At 62.7% G+C, this 17,952-nt stretch carries 17 protein-coding genes; 10 read left to right on the top strand and 7 right to left on the bottom strand.

Going from position 1 to position 17,952, the window contains the following annotated elements; translation table 11 throughout:
• Window positions 1-9: 9 nt before the first annotated feature.
• Genes HWY37_RS20785 through HWY37_RS20775 form a run of 3 tightly spaced genes read right to left on the bottom strand, consistent with a single transcriptional unit; the run spans window position 10 to window position 3,509 of the window.
• Window positions 10-930 carry an ABC transporter permease gene (locus HWY37_RS20785; RefSeq protein ID WP_176089735.1) on the bottom strand — a complete coding sequence of 307 codons (921 nt, stop codon included), beginning with the start codon at window positions 928-930 and terminating at the stop codon, window positions 10-12.
• A complete protein-coding gene (locus HWY37_RS20780; RefSeq protein ID WP_175205379.1) occupies window positions 927-1,901 on the bottom strand; it encodes an ABC transporter permease in 975 nt (324 codons plus the stop codon). The genes HWY37_RS20785 and HWY37_RS20780 overlap by 4 nt, the downstream gene beginning before the upstream one ends.
• A gap of 21 nt (window positions 1,902-1,922) precedes the next feature.
• On the bottom strand, window positions 1,923-3,509 hold the full coding sequence (locus tag HWY37_RS20775) for an ABC transporter substrate-binding protein (RefSeq protein ID WP_175205380.1): 1,587 nt from the start codon (window positions 3,507-3,509) through the stop codon (window positions 1,923-1,925).
• 115 nt (window positions 3,510-3,624) lie between these two features.
• On the opposite strand from HWY37_RS20775, the gene mnmE reads away from it, so the two are divergent.
• Entirely contained in the window at window positions 3,625-4,977 is a 1,353-nt protein-coding gene (gene mnmE, locus HWY37_RS20770) for a tRNA uridine-5-carboxymethylaminomethyl(34) synthesis GTPase MnmE (RefSeq protein ID WP_175205381.1), read from the top strand.
• Between the two features lie 36 nt (window positions 4,978-5,013).
• On the opposite strand, the gene HWY37_RS20765 is transcribed toward mnmE, so the two are convergent.
• The gene (locus HWY37_RS20765; RefSeq protein ID WP_175205382.1) at window positions 5,014-5,370 is read right to left on the bottom strand and encodes a winged helix-turn-helix domain-containing protein; all 357 of its coding nucleotides are present in this window, start codon (window positions 5,368-5,370) and stop codon (window positions 5,014-5,016) included.
• 42 nt (window positions 5,371-5,412) lie between these two features.
• Here HWY37_RS20765 and HWY37_RS20760 point away from each other — a divergent pair, with 42 nt between their 5' ends.
• Window positions 5,413-5,970 (top strand): hypothetical protein, encoded by a 558-nt coding sequence (locus HWY37_RS20760; RefSeq protein ID WP_175205383.1) that lies wholly within the window; start codon window positions 5,413-5,415, stop codon window positions 5,968-5,970.
• Between the two features lie 25 nt (window positions 5,971-5,995).
• On the opposite strand, the gene HWY37_RS20755 is transcribed toward HWY37_RS20760, so the two are convergent.
• A complete protein-coding gene (locus tag HWY37_RS20755; RefSeq protein WP_175205384.1) occupies window positions 5,996-6,331 on the bottom strand; it encodes a hypothetical protein in 336 nt (111 codons plus the stop codon).
• Between the two features lie 185 nt (window positions 6,332-6,516).
• Between HWY37_RS20755 and HWY37_RS20750 the strand changes: the two genes are divergently transcribed.
• Complete coding sequence (locus tag HWY37_RS20750; protein WP_176089734.1) at window positions 6,517-6,969, top strand: GNAT family N-acetyltransferase; 453 nt, start codon at window positions 6,517-6,519, stop codon at window positions 6,967-6,969.
• A gap of 56 nt (window positions 6,970-7,025) precedes the next feature.
• Here HWY37_RS20750 and HWY37_RS20745 read toward each other — a convergent pair whose 3' ends face one another.
• Window positions 7,026-8,393 carry a ClcB-like voltage-gated chloride channel protein gene (locus HWY37_RS20745; RefSeq protein ID WP_175205386.1) on the bottom strand — a complete coding sequence of 456 codons (1,368 nt, stop codon included), beginning with the start codon at window positions 8,391-8,393 and terminating at the stop codon, window positions 7,026-7,028.
• 489 nt (window positions 8,394-8,882) lie between these two features.
• On the opposite strand from HWY37_RS20745, the gene HWY37_RS20740 reads away from it, so the two are divergent.
• The 5 genes from HWY37_RS20740 (at window position 8,883) to HWY37_RS20720 (ending at window position 14,226) form a co-directional block, all read left to right on the top strand.
• The gene (locus tag HWY37_RS20740) at window positions 8,883-9,560 is read left to right on the top strand and encodes a response regulator (protein ID WP_176089733.1); all 678 of its coding nucleotides are present in this window, start codon (window positions 8,883-8,885) and stop codon (window positions 9,558-9,560) included.
• A complete protein-coding gene (locus tag HWY37_RS20735; protein ID WP_373418171.1) occupies window positions 9,550-11,034 on the top strand; it encodes a sensor histidine kinase in 1,485 nt (494 codons plus the stop codon). The genes HWY37_RS20740 and HWY37_RS20735 overlap by 11 nt, the downstream gene beginning before the upstream one ends.
• Before the next feature lie 121 nt (window positions 11,035-11,155).
• Window positions 11,156-12,154: a Bug family tripartite tricarboxylate transporter substrate binding protein gene (locus HWY37_RS20730; protein ID WP_175205389.1), complete on the top strand. Its 999-nt coding sequence runs from the start codon at window positions 11,156-11,158 to the stop codon at window positions 12,152-12,154.
• A 111-nt stretch (window positions 12,155-12,265) separates the two neighbouring features.
• Window positions 12,266-12,703, top strand: coding sequence for a tripartite tricarboxylate transporter TctB family protein (locus HWY37_RS20725; protein WP_175205390.1), 438 nt, complete (start codon window positions 12,266-12,268; stop codon window positions 12,701-12,703).
• On the top strand, window positions 12,700-14,226 hold the full coding sequence (locus HWY37_RS20720; protein WP_175205391.1) for a tripartite tricarboxylate transporter permease: 1,527 nt from the start codon (window positions 12,700-12,702) through the stop codon (window positions 14,224-14,226). Before HWY37_RS20725 ends, HWY37_RS20720 begins: the two co-directional genes overlap by 4 nt.
• Before the next feature lie 221 nt (window positions 14,227-14,447).
• Here the strand turns inward: HWY37_RS20720 and HWY37_RS20715 are convergent, their stop codons facing one another.
• On the bottom strand, window positions 14,448-15,614 hold the full coding sequence (locus HWY37_RS20715) for a pyridoxal phosphate-dependent aminotransferase (protein WP_175205392.1): 1,167 nt from the start codon (window positions 15,612-15,614) through the stop codon (window positions 14,448-14,450).
• Window positions 15,615-15,726: 112 nt separating this feature from the next.
• On the opposite strand from HWY37_RS20715, the gene HWY37_RS20710 reads away from it, so the two are divergent.
• Window positions 15,727-16,761: an AbrB family transcriptional regulator gene (locus tag HWY37_RS20710; RefSeq protein ID WP_246302355.1), complete on the top strand. Its 1,035-nt coding sequence runs from the start codon at window positions 15,727-15,729 to the stop codon at window positions 16,759-16,761.
• Window positions 16,762-16,995: 234 nt separating this feature from the next.
• A complete protein-coding gene (locus HWY37_RS20705) occupies window positions 16,996-17,202 on the top strand; it encodes a cold-shock protein (protein ID WP_006216596.1) in 207 nt (68 codons plus the stop codon).
• Window positions 17,203-17,952: the final 750 nt, after the last annotated feature.

The following is a 17,952-nucleotide window of genomic DNA, read 5'->3' as shown; positions in this document are numbered from 1 at the left end:
CGCCCGCCCTCAATTCGCGTGGCGCGGGTTGAGCACATCGCGCAGGTGGTCGCCCACCAGGTTGATGGCGATGATGGCCAGCGCCAGCGCAATGCCCGGAAAGAAGGAGATCCAGTACTGACCGGACAGCAGGTATTCGAAGCCGTTGTAGATCAGCATGCCCAGCGACGGCTCCGTCACCGGCACGCCCACGCCCAGGAACGACAGCGTGGCTTCCAGCGCAATCGCGTGCGCCAGGTCGATGGTGGCGATGACGATGAGCGGCGGCATGCAGTTCGGCAACACGTGGCGAAACAGTACCCGCCCCCAGGACAGCGACATGCAGCGCGCCGCCTCGACGTATTCCTTCCCGCGCTCGACCAGCGCCGCGCCGCGCGCGGCGCGGGCGAAATACGCCCACTGCACCACGATCAGCGCAATGATCACCTTGTCCACACCCTTGCCCAAAATCGCCAACAGCATCAAGGCAACCAGGATGGCCGGGAACGACAACTGGATATCCACAACCCGCATCAGCAAGGCGTCGATGCGGCCGCCGAAATAGGCTGCTATCAAGCCCACGGTGGCGCCTATGCCGAAGGCCGCCAGCACCGACACGCTGGCCACCAGCAGGCTGGTGCGCATGCCATAGAGAATGGCCGACAGCAGGTCGCGCGCCTGGCCGTCGGTGCCCAGCCAATAGTGCATGCTGCCGTCGCCGCTTTCACTGCCCGGCTTGAGCTTGGAATCCATGATGTCCAGGATCGCCAGGTCATAGGGATTCTGCGGCGCGATCCAGGGCGCCAGCAGCGCGGCGCCCACGATCAGCACCAGCATGATCAGGCCCAGCGTGGCCAGCTTGCTGGCAAAGAAATCCGACAGGAAGCGCCGCCAGGGCGTCTGTTCCTTGGCCTGGACCGGCGGCGCGGCGGCGGTGGCGGGTGTGTTCATCGGCGGCTATCCAAACGTACGCGGGGGTCCAGCACCGTGTAGATGATGTCCACCACCAGATTCAACATGACCAGGAAGAACACGATCAGGAGCAGATACGCCACCACCACCGGACGGTCCAGGTTGATGATGGAATCGATCAGCAGCTTGCCCATGCCCGGCCACGAAAACACCGTTTCCGTAACCACGGCGAAGGCCATCACCTGGCCGAACTCCAGGCCCGCCACCGTCACCACCGGGATCAGGATGTTCTTGAGCAGATGCACGCCCAGCACGCGCTTTTCGGACAGGCCCTTGGCGCGCGCGAACTTGATGTAGTCCATGGGCAAAGCCTCGCGCGTAGCCGCACGCGTGACGCGGATGATCATCGCGCACTTGGCGAACGCAATCGTGGCCGCCGGCAGCGCCAGGCTCAGCCAGCCGTCCAGCGTCAGCACGCTCAATTGCAGCGAGCCGATGCTGACAGTCTGTCCGCGTCCGCCGGCCGGCACCCAGCCCAGCATAACGGCGAAGACCATGATGAGCATCAGGCCGACCCAGAAATTGGGCAGCGAGAAACCCAGCACCGAACCCGTCATAATGACGCGCGATCCGGCCGCCTTGGGTTTCAGGCCCGCCAGAATGCCCAGCGGCACGCCAATCAGCACCGACAGCAGCATGGCCACACAGGCCAGCTCCACCGTGGCTGGCATGCGTTCCAGGATCAGCCTCATGGCCGGTTCGCCCGTCAGGAAGCTGTTGCCGAAGTCGCCGCGCACCGCCTGGCTCATGAAGATCAGGTACTGCCGCCACAAGGGCAGATCCAGGCCCAGCGATGCGCGCACCGCGGCGCGCTGCGCTTCGGTGGCCTCCGGACTGGCCAGCATCGACACCGGGTCGCCCACCATGTAGATGCCGGCAAAGACCAGCGCCGACATGACGAGCATGACGACGATGGTCTGCAGCAGCCTTCGTACGATAGTTGCAAGCACAGATACCGCCCGCTGCCCGCGTTACTTCTTCAGCGTTGCGAACTGCGCAAGCGTGACCTGGTCGGGGCGGCCCTGATAACGGATGTCGTTCTTCATGGCCCATACCGACAGCTCGAAGTGCACCGGCAGCATCGCGTAGTCGTCCATGGCGATGTTGCTGGCCTTGGACAGCAGCTCGGCGCGCTTGGCGTCATCCATGGTGGACGAGGCTTCCTTCACCAGTTCGTCCATCTTGGGATTCGAGTAGCGGCTGCGGTTGGTGGTGCCCAGGCCCGCTTCCGGATTGCGCGTCACCAGCAAGGACGTCAGCGCGTTGGACATCTCGCCGCTGGTCACCGACCAGCCCGCCAGATAGGCCGAGAACGCATAGCTGTCGCGGTTCTTGAAGAACACCGGGGGCGCCATCGCGTCCACGCTGGTCTTCACGCCGATGCGGGTCCACATCGATGCGATCGCCTGCGCCACCTTCGAGTCGTTGACATAGCGTCCCGACGGCGAGCCCAGCGTGATGGAAAACCCGTTGGGATAGCCCGCTTCCTTCAGCAGCGCCTTGGCCTTTTCCACGTCGGCCTTGGGCGCCTTGGCGTGCTCCTTGCTGGAACCGAACATGGGGTAGGGCAGCAGATTGCCCGCCGGCAGCGCCACGCCGCCCATCACGCGTTCGACCAGCGCGTCACGGTTGATGGCCAGCGACAGCGCCTCGCGCACGCGCTTGTCCTTCATGGGATTCTTCTCGGTGCCCTGGATGCCGGGCGAGGGCTCGGCAAACTGATCCAGCGCCACGTACACGACGCGCACCGACGGCGTTTCCTCGACGTAGAGCTTCTTGTCGCCCTTCAGCTTGGGCAGGTCGTCGGTCGGGGGATCCTCGATCATGTCCACGTCGCCAGCAAGCAGCGCGGCCACGCGCGCGGCCGCGTTGCTGATCGGGCGGTAGACCACGCGGTCCCACTCGGGCTTCTTGCCCCAGTAGTTGTCATTGCGCGCCAGCACGAACTCGGCGCCGCGCTTCCATGACACGAACTTGTAGGGGCCGGTGCCGACCAGGCCATCGCCGCTATTGAGCTCGGTGGTCGTCTTACCCTCCGCCGCGGGGCCGGACGCCGCCTTCTTCGACATGATGGGCAACTGCGCCAGATTGACCAGCAGGTTCGGCGCCACGTCCTTGGTGGTGATGCGCACGGTTTGGGGATCAACGGCTTCGGTCTTCTCGACCGAGCTCAGGTACAGCGTGAACGGCGACGGACTGTTGGGCACCTTCGGCACGCGCGCATACGTGAAGACCACGTCATCCGCGGTAAACGGCGAGCCGTCGGAGAACTTCACGTTGGGGCGCAGCTTGAAGGTCCACACCTTGCCATCCACGGTCCAGGATTCGGCCAGCGAGGGCTGCGGCTTGAGTTGCGCGTCGGTGGCGACCAAGGTGTCGAAGATGGTCTGCGAGATCTGCGTATTCGGCGTGAGCGCGTGATACTGCGGATCCATCGAGGACGGTTCGGTCTTCAAGGCGATCACCAGATCGCGGGCCATAGCCGAACTGAATGTGCCGAAGGCCAGCATCACCGCGGCCGAGCCGCAGGCCAAGACACGCGAAAACCGAGACGCCATTGTGATCTCCCAGAGTTATTTCGGGTTTTGAACCTCGGGGCCACATTAACCACCAAACAAGGGGCGGCGCAACAGTTATATTCCCTTATTGTTCTCGCTTCGCCTTGCTCGAAATATGTCCGCTCACGACCCCATCGCCGCCATCGCAACCGCCCCCGGAAGAGGCGGCATCGGCGTTGTTCGCATCTCCGGCGCGGACCTGTCCGAACTCGCGCGCCGCCTGTTCCAGCGCGAACTCACGCCGCGCCACGCGCACTACCTGCCATTCAAATCCGGCAGCGGTGAGCTGCTGGACGAGGGCATCGCCATCTACTTCCGCGCGCCGCATTCCTATACCGGCGAAGACGTGCTCGAACTGCAAGGCCATGGCGGCCCCGCCGTGCTGCGCCGCGTGCTGGATAGCTGCCTGGCCGCCGGCCGCGATCTCGGCATCCGCTTGGCCGAGCCTGGCGAATTCACGCGCCGCGCCTTCCTGAACGACCGCATGGACCTGGCGCAGGCCGAGGCCGTGGCCGACCTGATCGAAGCCTCCTCGGTGGCAGCCGCGCGCGGCGCCATGGCCTCGCTGTCGGGCGACTTTTCCGCGCGCGTGAACGACCTGTCGGACCGCATCATCCATTTGCGCATGCTGGTCGAGGCCACGCTGGATTTCCCCGAAGAGGAAATCGACTTCCTGGAGAAGTACCAGGCGCGCCCGACGCTGGACGCGTTGACGGCCGACCTCGCCGCCCTGATCGCCCAGGCGCGCCAAGGCGTGATCCTGCGCGAGGGCCTGCACGTGGTGCTGGCGGGCCAGCCCAATGTCGGCAAGTCCAGCCTGCTCAATGCGCTGGCCGGCGACGACATCGCCATCGTCACGCCCATCGCGGGCACGACCCGCGACAAGGTGGTGCAAGAGATCCATATCGACGGCGTGCCGCTGCATATCGTCGACACGGCCGGCCTGCGCGAAACCGAAGACACCGTGGAGAGCATCGGCATTGCGCGCACCTGGCAGGAAATCGAACGCGCCGACGTCATCCTGCACCTGCAGGACGCGACGCAACCGGGCGACGAGCTCGACGCCCAAATCACCGAACGCCTGCCGCCGCGCACGCCGGTGCTGAAGGTATTCAACAAGGTGGACCTGTTATCCACAGCGTTTGCCTCGGGCCCGCAGGAACTTGGCATCTCGGCCAAGCGCGGCATGGGCCTGGACGCGCTGCGCGCCGAACTGCTGCGCATCGCGGGCTGGAATCCCGGAGGCGAATCTCCGTGGCTGGCGCGCGAACGGCATCTGCACGCCCTGCAGGATGCGGCGGAACACCTGGAACTGGCCGGCGCGCATGCGGAGCAGGACGACCGGGTGCTGGACCTGTTCGCCGAGGAGCTGCGGCTGGCTCACGACAGCCTTTCCAGCATCACGGGCAAGTTCACCAGCGACGATCTGCTGGGCGAGATCTTTTCGAGCTTCTGCATCGGGAAATAAGCCGCGGCGCGCTACGGTGCCGCCTGCGTGAGGCCGTCAGGGCTTGCGCGTCGCTTCGACCAGGCACTCGGACAGCCGGTCGAAATGCGACAGCGCGGCCTGGCTCAGTTCGACCTGCTTGCGGCGGGCATCCTCGGTATCGACCAGCAGCACCCAGCCCTTGCTGCGCATCGACTTCAGGCGGGCATGCAAGGTTGCCGGCGAACCGATGCTGTCCACGGCCATCACGTCGCGCACGGACAGTCTGCGCTGTTCCTGCGATGCGCGTGCGATCAAGGTCAATATCCGTTCTTCCACGGGATCGAGCGACGGCAGCGAAGGCAGGCCGCGCAGCGCATCGGCCAGGCGCAAGAAACGCAGGTAGATATCGGCAGGTCTCTTTTTTTCTTTCATGGATAATGAGCGCGGCGACCGATAAGCGGCGGAATTCGAGACATGCGGAACATTCTAGATCAGGGTAAGTGGGCTCTGGCAACGGCGGCGCTGTTTCTTGCGAGTCTGGCGGTCAACGAATGGGTGTTCACCAACCTGGAATTCGTGCGCGGCATCAATTGGGTCTATCTGCCAGCGGGCGTGCGCCTGATATGCACCCTGCTGTTCGGCCTGCCAGCGGCGCTGGGCCTATTGGGCGGATCCTGGATCGCTTGCTTCTTCTACTACTTTCCCGATGACGTGCTCCGATCGGTGGCCGGCGGCATCATGGCCGCGGCCGCTCCCTATCTGGCCTACCGGTGGGCCAGGTGCGCGCTGCATCTGCGGCCGGACCTGATGAATCTGACGGCCTGGCGGCTGCTGGTTTGCGCGGTGGTCTACGCCTTGATGAATACGAGCATTCATCATCTCTGGTTCTTTCTGCAGGGAGAACGGGCGGCGCTGGCGGACGGATTTGTCGCCATGGTGACTGGAGACGTCACGGGCTCCCTGCTCGTGCTGTATACGCTCAAGGCTTTGGGTGCCGTGGGGCGCAGGCTCTCGCTGGCGCGCCCCGCCTGACGGGATCGGATCCGCGGCTCAGGGCTCAACCCGTCACGGTAGCGGGATTGTCCTCGGCTTCGTCGCCTTCCTGGATTTCGACCAGGGATTCATCGCTGGCATTGCCCAGCGCCAGATTCGCGCGCCGCGCCAACATGCGCATTTCCTTGCCCCGCTTGCCATGCAGCAGGCGGCCGAACGCGTTGAGATTGAGGATCATCGTCCTCAATTCGCTAAGCTCGCTTTCCGACAGGGCCAGGCCGCTATCCCTGTGATATTCGATCCGGTCCAGCACTCTCGAACAAGACTCGTGGAACCTTGCGTACTCGGTCCAGAGGTTGTCGGGCGCGCCATCAGCCGGAAAAGACGTACTCGGTGCCATTGACACTCCTTTGCGGGATCACTCCTTTCACTTCTTCGGTGATCGCACATCATCTTCGGGGTATACACACGAACTATTGGTTATAAATTTTATAACTAATTAATAAAACAAGCTTGGAGCCTCCAGCAGCCCCTATATTCCTGGAATCGCCTCCGTCCCAGACACTGCCCCGTTCAGGATTCCGCATGCGCCCCCACATCCGTCCCGCCACGCCCGATGACTTGCCCGAGGTGGAAAGAATCGTCGCCCAGGCTTATGGGCACTATGTCGCGCGTATCGGCGCCACGCCCGGTCCCATGCGCGACGACTATTCCGCCCGCATCGCAGAGGGCGTCGTCCATGTGCTGCTGGAGCAAGGCTCGGTCCAGGGCGTTCTGGTGTTGATTCCGGAAGCCGACTGCATGCTGCTGGACAACGTCGCGGTGGCGCCAGAGGCCCAGGGCAAGGGCTATGGCCGCGATCTGATGCTGTTCGCCGAAAGCGAGGCGCGACGGTCAGGCCATGCCTGCATCCGGCTGTACACGCAGGAGAAAATGACGGAGAACATTGCGATCTATCAGCGCTACGGCTATGTCGAAACTCATCGCGCCGTGGAGATAGGGCTGCATCGTGTTTTCATGAAAAAATCCCTCTTATAAAGGGCTTTTTATCATTTTCTTTAATACGAGCAATTACTCGTAAATAGAAGATTCGTTCATTCCTCGCGTTCCCTGGCGATCACGCGCTGCGCGCGACGGTTGCTGGCCAGAGATTTCGCGTAAACGGAATCCGGCCGTATGCGATGCGCGATCACATAGGCCGTGATGCAGGCCAGCATCAGCGGCAGCATCACTTCATAGCTGAGCGTCATCTCGAAAATCATCAGGATGGACATCAGCGGCGCATAGGTGGTGGCGGCCAGCAAGGCTCCCATTCCCACCACGGCATAGCTGGATACCGCCGACAAATCGCCCGCGGGAAACAAAGCCTGCAGGCCGGTTCCATACAAAGCGCCCAACGCCGCCCCCACGAACAAGGTCGGCGTGAAAACGCCGCCCACCGCCCCCGAGCCCACGCTGGCCGCGGTGGCCAACGTCTTCAGAAGCAGGATGGCGGCCACCGCCTGCCAGGCCCATTGGGTGTGCAGCATGCTGTTCACGACGCTGTAGCCGTTGCCCCAGACCTCGGGATTCACCACCGATAACGCGCCGACGATCAGGCCGCCCAGGGCCATGCGGATCCACAGCGGAGCTGGCAAGCGGCCGAACGCGGCGCGCGCCGTGTCCAGAAAACGCAGGAATTGCGGCGCCGCCAGGCCGGCGACGACGCCCAGCCCCAGGTAATTGATGACTTCCCAGCCGGACACGAAGGTGAATGGCGGCATATGAAAAACCGCGTCGTAATGCAGGATCTGCCTGGTCACTATGTTCGCCACGACCGACGATACGACCAACGGCACCAGCGTGGCGGAAGCAATCACGCCGTAGACGATCTCGGAAATGAACAGGGCGCCGGCAATGGGCGCGTTATAGGCGGCCGTGATCCCCGCCGTGGCGCCGCAGGCGACCAGCAGCCGCAAATGCCTGGGGGGCAACACCAGATAGCGCCCCGTCAGGGATGACAGCATCGCCGCCAGCTGCACCATGGGGCCTTCGCGGCCGATCGAGGCGCCGGATCCGATGGAAAAAATCGACGAAAGGCTGCGAGCGACCGTCTGGCGAAAGCCGATGACGCCGCGGCCGATGGAAATCGCCTCCATGTAGTCCGCCGCGCCGCGCTTGGGCAGCCAGGTCGCGGCCAGCTGCAGGATGGCGCCGGCAACGGCGCCCCCGATCGCCGGCATCAGGAAGCGCTGCCAGGGGCTTAGCCCCCGCGCCAGCGACACCATGCCGTGCGGAGCGTCCTCGCCGCCGAGCAGCATTTGCGTCCAGCCCAGCATTTCTCGGAAGACTACGGTGGCCAGCGCCCCCAACAAGCCCATCAGCGCCGCCGCGCAAAGGGTGGCCGGCAAATTGTCGGCCAACAAACGGCTTCTCAGCCAGATTGCCCACCCGGATTTCTTGATTCTGATTTCTGTCGCCATGGCGGAATTCTACGGCGGAACCTGCTCACTTTTTGTTCAGTTGCCAGTCAAGAAAGCGGGCGCGTCCCCCCTCGAACCCCCAGTTCCGCGAACGCCTTGGAGAGCCTCTGAGGGCCTTCAGAAGGGCAAAAAAGCGGGTAGGCATCAGGCCGTTTTTCGGGGTAAAAGTGCCGTTTTTGACCGCGGCTCGGCAGAAAGGGCCTGTGGATAACTCCTAAGGCGACGGCTTGTGCACATTTTGTGGAGGCAAGTTGAACAAGCACTGGTTTTGGCCATGGTCCAAAATCTTGTCCAACTTCAGCTTTTTTCCCACACAGAGTTCTTGCACAGCCAAAAACGGCTGCAAGCTGATGAAAAAAAAGAGGTTTTCAAGGTTAAGGTAGTTATCCACAGGCCTTATTAATCATTAGTCTTTATATAAAGAGAAATAAAGGAAAAGCCAAACATGCTCTCCCATTCCGCCCAGCCATCCCCCCCCGGACTCCGTCCATGCGCATCCTCTTGATAGAAGACGAAGCTGAACTTGCTCGCTGGCTTTCAAGAAGCCTGGCCAGACATGCGGGTTTCGTCGTTGAGTGGGCTGATGACGGACTGGTCGCCGAAAGAAGGCTGGCGATGGAAGAGTTCGACGCGGTCATCCTGGATCTGGGACTTCCGGGCATGGATGGCCATGCTTTGCTCGCGAAGATTCGCGCGCGGGACGACCGTACGCCGGTCCTGGTCTTGACCGCGCGCGATTCGCTGGCCGAAAAAATCGGCACCCTGCACCAGGGAGCGGACGATTTCCTGCCGAAACCGTTTGTTGTGGAAGAGTTGGAGGCGCGCCTGATTGCGCTCATTCGCCGCAGCCGCGGACGCGAACACCCCCGGCTGACGCTGGGAAACCTGGTTTTCGAGACGTCTTCCCAGAAATTCACTGCTGGCGGACAGCCCTTGCAGTTATCCCCACGTGAACACTCGGTTCTGCGGGTACTGATCCAGAAAAGCGGCGAACCCATCAACAAGCAGCAGATCCTGGACCGCATCCTGACCGAGGATGCCGACATCAACCTGGAAGCCATCGAGGTCGTGGTGCACCGTCTGCGAAAAAAATTGGCGGACACAGGTGTGCAAATAGTGACCATGCGCGGCATGGGCTACTGCCTGGAGAACCTTGTTGACAACTAGAAGTGCGGAAAAAAAGGGATTTTTTGCGACGAAAAAACGCAATCGCACCCTGAAAACGCAGTTGCTCTGGTGGCTGATCCCGACCTTGGTCTTCGTGATGATGGGCGCGCTCTGGCTGTCGAACCACCAGCTGCGCAACCAGGTCGACATTGCCTACGACCGTTCGCTCTCCGGAGCGCTGCGCGCGATCGACCACAACATATCCACAGCCAGCGGTGGATTAGCCATGGAGCAGCCGTACCTGATGCTTGAATTTTTCGAGCTGACGGCCAATGGCAGCGTGTTCTACCGGGTGGCCACCGAGGACGGGCTGGCGGAAATCGGCAGTCCCGGCCTGCCCATGCCTGCCGAACCGCTGGTCTCCGGCGAACCCCGGTTTTTCTACGCCGACTACCAGGGCACGCCCGTAAGGGTGGCGGCGCTGGCGCGCCCCATGGACCCGCCCCTGTACGCAAATAAAGGGGGACGGGTAGTGGTGCAGGTTGCCGAAGGGCTGGATACCCGCCAAGCCTTCCTGCACCAGGTGCTGGTGCGCTCGGTGGAACGCGACCTGGCGGTGATCCTGATCAGCGTCCTGGTGATCATCCTGGGAGTTTTCATGGCCTTGCGTCCCTTGGCCAGGCTGCGACAGGAAGTGGAAGGGCGTTCTGCGGACGATTTAAGCCCCGTGAGCGCTTCGGAGATGCCAGGTGAGGTCCTACCCCTAGTCGGGGCTGTAAACCTCCACATGGCCCGTTTTGCGGCCCAGGCGAGGGTCCAGAGCCAGTTCCTGGACGACGCCTCGCATCAATTGCGCACGCCTTTGTCGGTTTTGCGGACCCAGACGGCCTATGCCCTGCGCGAAACAGACCCCCAGGAGGTCCGTACAGCCCTTCTGGCGATGCAGGAGGGCCTGGACAGGGCCGTACGTACCACCAACCAAATGCTCGCCCTGGCGCGCGCTAAAGACGCCTCCCTGGCCGAAGGCGGATTCACCCCGGAGCCGGTGGACCTGGTCGAGCTGGCCGATGCGGTCATCCGCAGCCTGCTGCCCACCGCCCGCGCCCGTCAGTTGGACATAGGCCTGGACGCCGAAATCCGGCCGGTGACGGTCCAGGGAGCGGAATGGTTGCTGCGGGAAGCGGTCAGCAACCTGGTGGACAACGCCATCCGCTATACCTCGCCCGCCGGGGAGGTCACCGTGCGCATCCAGGCGGAAGGCGGACAGGCCAGGCTGGTGGTCGAAGACAGCGGTCCGGGCATGTCGGCCGAGGACATTGCCCGCGCCTGCGTCCGCTTCCGGCGCGGAGCCGCGGGCAAGAACAAGCCCGGCGCCGGTCTGGGACTGGCCATCGTGGGAACCATCGCCGAAATCCTGGGCGCGCGCCTGGTGCTGGAGAACCGGGCGCCATTGCCGGGCTTGCGGGCCGCACTGGTGTTTACCCTGGAAAGCAGAGAGGATGCTGCGGCGCATCACGAAAACGGCCGGTTTTGAAAGGTTTTGGAAAGCTTCGTTTTTGTACGGTTGCGTCCACTGGGGCCGCCATAGCGGAAAGAGCCGTCTGAACTGGGCTTCCAGCCATACCTAGACCTATAAATCCTTGGAGACGCAAAAAATGCAGACTAGTCTGAAGCTGCGCCTGGCCGCCGTCGCGGCGCTGGGCGCGATTACCTTGTCCCTGGGCGCCGCGCACGCGGCCGACGAGCCCCGCCGCCCGGAATGCATCGCGCCCGCCCAGCCCGGTGGCGGTTTCGACCTGACCTGCCGCCTGGCCACCGAAGGCCTGAAGCAGAGCGGCGCCCTCAAGACCGCCATGCGCATCGTCTACATGCCTGGCGGCATTGGCGCCGTGGCCTACAACAACATCGTGGCCCAGCACCCGAACGAACCGGGCACCATCGTGGCGTTTTCGGGCGGTTCGCTGCTGAACCTGGCCCAGGGCAAGTTCGGCAAGTACAACGTCAACGACGTGCGCTGGCTGGCCGCCATCGGCACCGACTACGGCGTGGCGGTGGTCCGCAACGATTCCCCGTACACCGACCTGAAGAGCCTGATGGACGCCTTCAAGCAGGATCCGACCAAGATCGTGCTGGGCGCCGGCGGCACCGTGGGCAGCCAGGACTGGATGAAGGCCGCGCTGACCGCCAAAGCCGCGGGCGTGGATTTCAAGAAGATGCGCTTCGTCGCCTTTGAAGGTGGCGGCGAGGCCGTGACCGCGCTGCGCGGCGGTCATATCCAGGCCTACATGGGTGACGCGGCGGAAGCCTTCACCATGCTGGAAGGCGGCGCCCCCATCCGCGTGCTGGCCGTGTTCAACGACCAGCGCCTGCCGGGCAAGCTGGGCACGGTGCCCACCGCCAAGGAACAGGGCTACGACATCGTCTGGCCCATCATCCGCGGCTTCTACGTCGGCCCCAAGGTGTCGGACAGCGATTACCAGTTCTGGGTCGACGCCTTCAACAAGGCAACGGCCTCGCCCGAGTTCGACAAGCTGCGCCAGCAGCAAGGCCTGTTCCCCTTCAACAAGACGGGTCCTGAACTGGACGCCTACGTGAAGAGCCAGGTCAAGGCCTACGGCGAGCTCGCCGATACCTTCGGCCTGGTCAAGAAGTAAGCCGCAAGGCGTTTCTCCCTATCGCGTCCGCAGGACTTCCCCGCCGCCGGCTTTGCCGCGGCGGCCGGGGAGGGCTGCGCCGCGCGATGCGACTACAACGGAAATGTGATCATGAACGATCGAATATTGGGAGTGGGGGCGCTTGCGCTCGCTGCCTTCATGACCGTGGCGGGTTGGGGCATCGAAGCTCCGTTCGCCTATGAGCCGGTGGGCCCGCGCGCCTTCCCGCTGCTGCTGGCGCTGATCATCGGCCTTTGCGGCCTGTGGCTGGTCTACAAGGGCGGCCACAAGGTCGAGGCCAATCCGCCCGGAGCCAATGGCCGCATCGCGCTGATGATGGCGTTCACGGTGGCCTATGCCTTCCTGTTCCAGTGGCTGGGTTTCGTGATCGCCACGACCTTGATGACGGTATTCGTCGGACGCTTGTTTGGCGGCGGCTGGGTCAAGTGCGCCATCGGCGGAGTCGTCATGAGCGTGTTGTTCTTCCTGCTGTTCGACAAGGTGCTGGACGTGGTTCTGCCCGCCGGTTTGCTGGAGACGCTGATATGAGCGGCATTCTTGATCATTTGGCGATCGGCTTCGGCGTCGCCTTTACCCTGACGAACCTGCTGGTCGCGATGATCGGCTCGTTCATCGGGACCATGGTGGGCGTGCTGCCCGGGCTGGGGCCGGTCAACGGCGTGGCGATGCTGATACCGATCGCCTTTGCCATGAACCTGCCGCCCGAGACCGCGCTGATCCTGCTGGCCGCGGTGTACGTGGGCGCCGAGTACGGCGGCCGGATCACCGCGATCCTGCTGAACGTGCCGGGCGAGGCCAGCGCCATCATGACGACGCTGGACGGCTATCCGCTGGCGCGTCAGGGGCTGGCCAGCGTGGCGCTGTCGCTGTCGGCGTGGTCCGCCTTCTTCGGCGCCATCGTGTCGGTGGTGGGCATCATCCTGCTTGCGCCCCTGTTGGCGAAATGGGCGCTTGCCTTCGGCCCCGCCGAATACTTCGTGCTGATGATTTTCGCGTTCTGCTGCCTGACCAGCCTGCTGGGCAAGCAGCCCATCAAGGGCGTGCTGGCGGCGATGATAGGCCTGTCGATTTCGGTGGTGGGCGTGGACGCGAATTCGGGCGTCTACCGCTACACGTTCGAGTCCGTGCACCTGGCCGATGGCATCGATTTCGTGGTGGTCGTGATTGCGCTGTTTGCGGTCGCCGAGATGCTGGAAATGCTGGAGAAGGTGATGGCCGGACACAGCGTCGAGGTCAAGGCCAGCGGCCGCAAACTCTTCAATCTGAAGGAAATGGCGTACACCTGGTGGAGCGTGGTGCGCAGCGCGTTCGTGGGCTTTGGCGTCGGCGTGCTGCCGGGCGCCGGCGCCAGCGTGGCCGCCGCCGTGGCGTACTCGCAGGAAAAACGCATCATCGAGGCCAAGGATCCGGAAGCCAAGTTCGGCAAGGGCGACATGCGCGGCCTGGTTGCGCCGGAAGCCGCGGCCACCGCGTCGGCCATCGGCTCGTTCGTGCCCATGCTGACCTTGGGCGTGCCCGGTTCGGGCACCACTGCAGTCATGATGGGCGCGCTGACGCTCTACAACATCACGCCTGGCCCGGTGCTGTTCGATACCAAGCCTGAACTGGTGTGGGGCCTGATTGCTTCGCTGTTCGTGGCCAACGTGCTGCTGTTCGTCATGAACGTGCCGCTGGTGCGCTTCTTCGCCAAGGTGCTGTCGGTGCCTGGCTGGCTGATGGTGCCCGGCATTCTGTGCATCAGCTATATCGGCGTCTATGCCATCAACGCAGGCACCTTCGATCTGTTGCTGGTTGCCGGCATCGGTGCGCTGGGCTACTTCCTGCGCAAGTTCGGCGTGCCGATGGCGCCGCTGGTGCTGGGCGTGGTGTTGGGCAACATGATGGAACAGAACCTGCGCCGGGCCCTGTCGATGACGGATGGCGATGTGGCCGTTTTGTTTGCCAGCCCGGTGTCGATCGCGATGTGGGTAGGCGCGGCCGCGGTGGTGATCCTGCCGCAGCTCATGCGTCGCATGCGCGCCGCGAAAAAGCTTGCCGCTGATCCGGTCTGATCCAATGGTGGCGCGGTTGCTGTAAAGGGCAGCGGCCGGCCGCGGGATATTGACCGGAAATTGCAAGGGGCGCCTCATGGGCGCCCCTTTTTTGTCTCGGAATTCGTGCGGATGAAGCCGCCTATAAATATGAGCTTTTATTCATTTATTTGAAGAATGGCTCTTATATATAGGCTCCGCGAGAGTTTCTAGTTTTTCCGTCGACCTAGTCTTTTCTTCAATTAAACGCTTGCAAGGCGTTCCAGCGCGGCATCAAGCGTCGCGTCCTTTTTGGCGAAGCAGAAACGCACGATGCGATGATTGGATTCAGGCGCGTCGGGCTGTCGGTAGAACGCCGATACCGGGATTACCGTTACGCCGTGGTTCAACGTCAGGTCGCGCGCAAAGTCCGCTTCATTCTGCTTGGAGATCTGGCCGTAGTCGGCCAGCAGGAAGAATGTGCCGGGACTGGGCAGGGGGCGAAAGCGCGTCTTGGCCAGGCCTTGCGCCAGGCGGTCGCGCTTGGCCTGATAGAAAGCTGGAAGGTCCAGATAGGGTTTGGGATCGCGCATGAATTCCGCCAGCGCGAATTGCATGGGCGAGGGCACGGTGAAGACCATGAACTGGTGCACCTTGCGCAGTTCGGCGCTGAGCTGGCGCGGCGCGCAGCAGTAGCCGATCTTCCAGCCGGTGGTGTGATAAGTCTTGCCGAAGGAAGAGATCACGAAGGCATGTTCGGCCAGCAGAGGGCGGCGCGCGACGCTGGCATGGGGCTTGCCATCGAACACGATGTGTTCGTAGACCTCGTCGGATACCAACAGCACACCGGTGTCGCGCACGATGGCTTCAAGCGCGTCCAGGTCGCTGTCGTCGAGCACGGCGCCGGTGGGGTTGTGCGGGAAGTTCAGCATCAGGAGGCGCGTCTTCGACGTGATGGCGTCGCGCACGCGCTGCCAGTCGATGCGGTAGTAGGGATCGGCTTCGGTGGGCGCGCGCAGCGGCACGGGCACAGCGGTGCCGCCCGCCAGGCGGATCGCCGGCAGATAGGAGTCGTAGCAGGGCTCGATGACGACGACTTCGTCGCCGCTGCCTACCGCGGCCAGCACCGTGGCCATCAGCGCCTCGGTTGCGCCGCTGGTGACGGTGATCTCGGTTTCCGGATCGTAGGCGTGGCCGTAGAGTTCGCGCGTCTTGGCGGCGATGGCTTCGCGCAGCGGCGCAACGCCGGGCATGTAGGGATATTGGTTGTGGCCGTCGGCCATGGCCTTGGTGACCAGCGCGCACAAGGCGGGATCGGGATCGAAGTCGGGAAAGCCCTGGCCCAGGTTGATGGCCTTGTGCTCGATGGCCAGGCGGCTCATCACGGTAAAGATGGTGGTGCCAACGTCGGGAAGTTTGGATCGGATCATGGTGGACGCGAAAGGGAACGTTGCTAGCAGAGAAAGTTTTCGTAAGTATCCCACTAACTCATAATTCGGTTTCTCATGAGCTTAAGACGCATACGGGGTTGAGGTGCAGAACATGTTGTGGAGGGTGATGGGCGGATTGGCCATCGCGGTGGCCGGCGCATTGCTGGCCGTATGGGCGCATATCCCGCTGCCGTGGATGCTTGGCGCGCTGCTGGTGACGGCGGCCACGCGCATCGCGGGGCTGGGCACCGCATGCCCCAGGCCCGCGCGCAATGCGGGGCAATGGGTCATCGGCACGTCGCTGGGCCTGTATTTCACGCCGCAGGTAATAGGGCATATCGGCAGCAATGCCGGCCCCATCATTGTCGGCATGTTGTTCGCGCTGGGGCTGGCATTCCTGGGTACGGCGATACTGCGCCGCTACACGGATGCGGATTTCAAGACCGCCTGGTTCTCCTCGGCGATAGGCGGCGCCAGCGAAATGGCGAACCTGGCGGAACGCCATGGGGCGCGGATAGACCGCGTGGCGACCGCGCACAGTGTGCGGGTGCTGATGGTTGTGGTTACCGTGCCCTTCATTTTTCAGTGGTGGGGCGTGGCGGGGCTGGATCCCACGGTGCCGGGGCCCAAGGTGGTTCATGGATGGGGATTGGCGGCGCTGGTCGGACTGACCTGCATCGGTGGCACGGCTTTCATGAAGCTGCGGCTGCCCAATCCCTGGGTGCTGGGCCCGATGCTGGTGGCGATGATACTGACCGTCAACGGCATCGAACTGTCCGCATTGCCCGACTATGTACCGAAGATCGGCCAGCTCCTGATCGGCTGGTCGCTGGGCGACCGCTACCGGCCGGATTTCTTCCGCGCCGCGCCGCGCTTCATTGCTGCCGTGGCGGGGTTCACGGTTGCCGCGCTGGCCTTGGCGTTCGGCCTGGGCGCATTGCTATCGCTGTGGTCCGCGGCGCCCATTCCGACGCTGATCCTCGGCACCACGCCGGGCGGCATTGCCGAGATGGCCATCACCGCGAAGGTGCTGCAATTGGGCGTTCCCGTGGTCACCGCATTCCACGTCACGCGCATGGTTTTTGTGGTGATCGTGACCGGGCCGATCTACGCTTTTCTGGCGCGCCGGCAGAGCAACGCAGCGTAGCGCAACGGGCTTCCAGTCTTAAAAATACGACATTGGGGTAAACAACTATATGAGTCTGTAATGTGGCCTGAGTATGCTGATTACGCAGTTGATTCAAGCAGCGCGCGGACTCGTTTCTGCAGCTAGGCGGCAAGCGGGAACGCAGCAGCAACGCAGGTACTACTACCGGTCGTTCAGTTCTCACGGCGTCCTTGATTCAGTGCATTTCGAGTTAATTACAGGACGCTAGAAAAAATGGCTCAGAAGGGCAAAGTTAAGTGGTTCAACGCTGACAAGGGTTACGGTTTCATCACGCCGGACGTTGGTGGCACCGATGTTTTCGCGCACTTTTCCGCCATCCAGGGCCGCGGCTATCGCAGCCTGAACGAAGGCCAGGAAGTCGAATTCGAAGTCAAGGATGGTCCGAAAGGACCTCAAGCGGCCGAAATTCGCCCGCTCTAAATCGGGAAATCCCAATTTCCCGTCAGCCAGGCTAGGCCTGGCTACAACGCCCCAAGACCTTCCGGTCTGGGGCGTTGTTTCATTTGCGGCCGGTGTTTTTCCCAAGCCGAAAATCTATTAGTTAGTAATCACTAACATATTCTCCAGCCGTGGATAAGTTTGTGGATAATTATTTTTGGGCATGAGTATTTTCGTGCTCAGCAATGAAGCAATGGCTTTATCCGCGGCGGGGTTTTGCACAGTTATCCCATTTTTTTGGGAATGGATTGCAGGCTGATCCAATACGCCTGGCGTGGCGTCGGGCTCAGGCCATGTTCATGTCCAAACATGGCCTTTCCCTAGGGAATACAGGCATTTAAAGGGCTTTCCAGCCCTGTGTGGACGCGAATACAGCGTCGGGCTAGCGCCGCTTCTGGGAGCGCGTGTGGCCCGTTTTCAGGCCTGCGGAAGCCGGTTGTTCACAAAGATATCCCCATCCTGGTTATGCACAGAATTACGCCGTTTGGCTTGCGGTTGGGTGCCGTTGGCCTGTGGATAGAAATGGGGATAGGAGCCGGAAGACGGATGGCTTCGGGGAAGTTGCGGGCAGCGGCGGGCAATTTTCGGAGGATGCTGCTGAAGCGTCACTCCCGTGTTTTGGGGACTTAAGATTTGTGCGCCGGATTCTGTACTTGCAGTTGTCCACAGGGATTCACATGGAAGACATGCACTCACCCAAATGGATGATGGCGTGCCGTCCGGGACGAGGGC

The organism is Achromobacter anxifer (assembly GCF_903652925.1).
GTDB lineage: Bacteria > Pseudomonadota > Gammaproteobacteria > Burkholderiales > Burkholderiaceae_B > Achromobacter > Achromobacter anxifer.
The sequence above is the reverse complement of the archived record's forward strand: the minus strand, read 5'-3'. Positions and strand labels throughout refer to the sequence as shown.

Coding starts and splice junctions, on each gene's coding strand:
- HWY37_RS20785 (WP_176089735.1), bottom strand. CDS start 930: ATGAACACACCCGCCACCGCCGCCGCGCCGCCGGTCCAGGCCAAGGAA.
- HWY37_RS20725 (WP_175205390.1), top strand. CDS start 12,266: ATGAACGATCGAATATTGGGAGTGGGGGCGCTTGCGCTCGCTGCCTTC.
- HWY37_RS20730 (WP_175205389.1), top strand. CDS start 11,156: ATGCAGACTAGTCTGAAGCTGCGCCTGGCCGCCGTCGCGGCGCTGGGC.
- HWY37_RS20715 (WP_175205392.1), bottom strand. CDS start 15,614: ATGATCCGATCCAAACTTCCCGACGTTGGCACCACCATCTTTACCGTG.
- mnmE (WP_175205381.1), top strand. CDS start 3,625: ATGTCCGCTCACGACCCCATCGCCGCCATCGCAACCGCCCCCGGAAGA.
- HWY37_RS20705 (WP_006216596.1), top strand. CDS start 16,996: ATGGCTCAGAAGGGCAAAGTTAAGTGGTTCAACGCTGACAAGGGTTAC.
- HWY37_RS20710 (WP_246302355.1), top strand. CDS start 15,727: ATGTTGTGGAGGGTGATGGGCGGATTGGCCATCGCGGTGGCCGGCGCA.
- HWY37_RS20775 (WP_175205380.1), bottom strand. CDS start 3,509: ATGGCGTCTCGGTTTTCGCGTGTCTTGGCCTGCGGCTCGGCCGCGGTG.
- HWY37_RS20760 (WP_175205383.1), top strand. CDS start 5,413: ATGCGGAACATTCTAGATCAGGGTAAGTGGGCTCTGGCAACGGCGGCG.
- HWY37_RS20765 (WP_175205382.1), bottom strand. CDS start 5,370: ATGAAAGAAAAAAAGAGACCTGCCGATATCTACCTGCGTTTCTTGCGC.
- HWY37_RS20740 (WP_176089733.1), top strand. CDS start 8,883: ATGCGCATCCTCTTGATAGAAGACGAAGCTGAACTTGCTCGCTGGCTT.
- HWY37_RS20745 (WP_175205386.1), bottom strand. CDS start 8,393: ATGGCGACAGAAATCAGAATCAAGAAATCCGGGTGGGCAATCTGGCTG.
- HWY37_RS20750 (WP_176089734.1), top strand. CDS start 6,517: ATGCGCCCCCACATCCGTCCCGCCACGCCCGATGACTTGCCCGAGGTG.
- HWY37_RS20755 (WP_175205384.1), bottom strand. CDS start 6,331: ATGGCACCGAGTACGTCTTTTCCGGCTGATGGCGCGCCCGACAACCTC.
- HWY37_RS20720 (WP_175205391.1), top strand. CDS start 12,700: ATGAGCGGCATTCTTGATCATTTGGCGATCGGCTTCGGCGTCGCCTTT.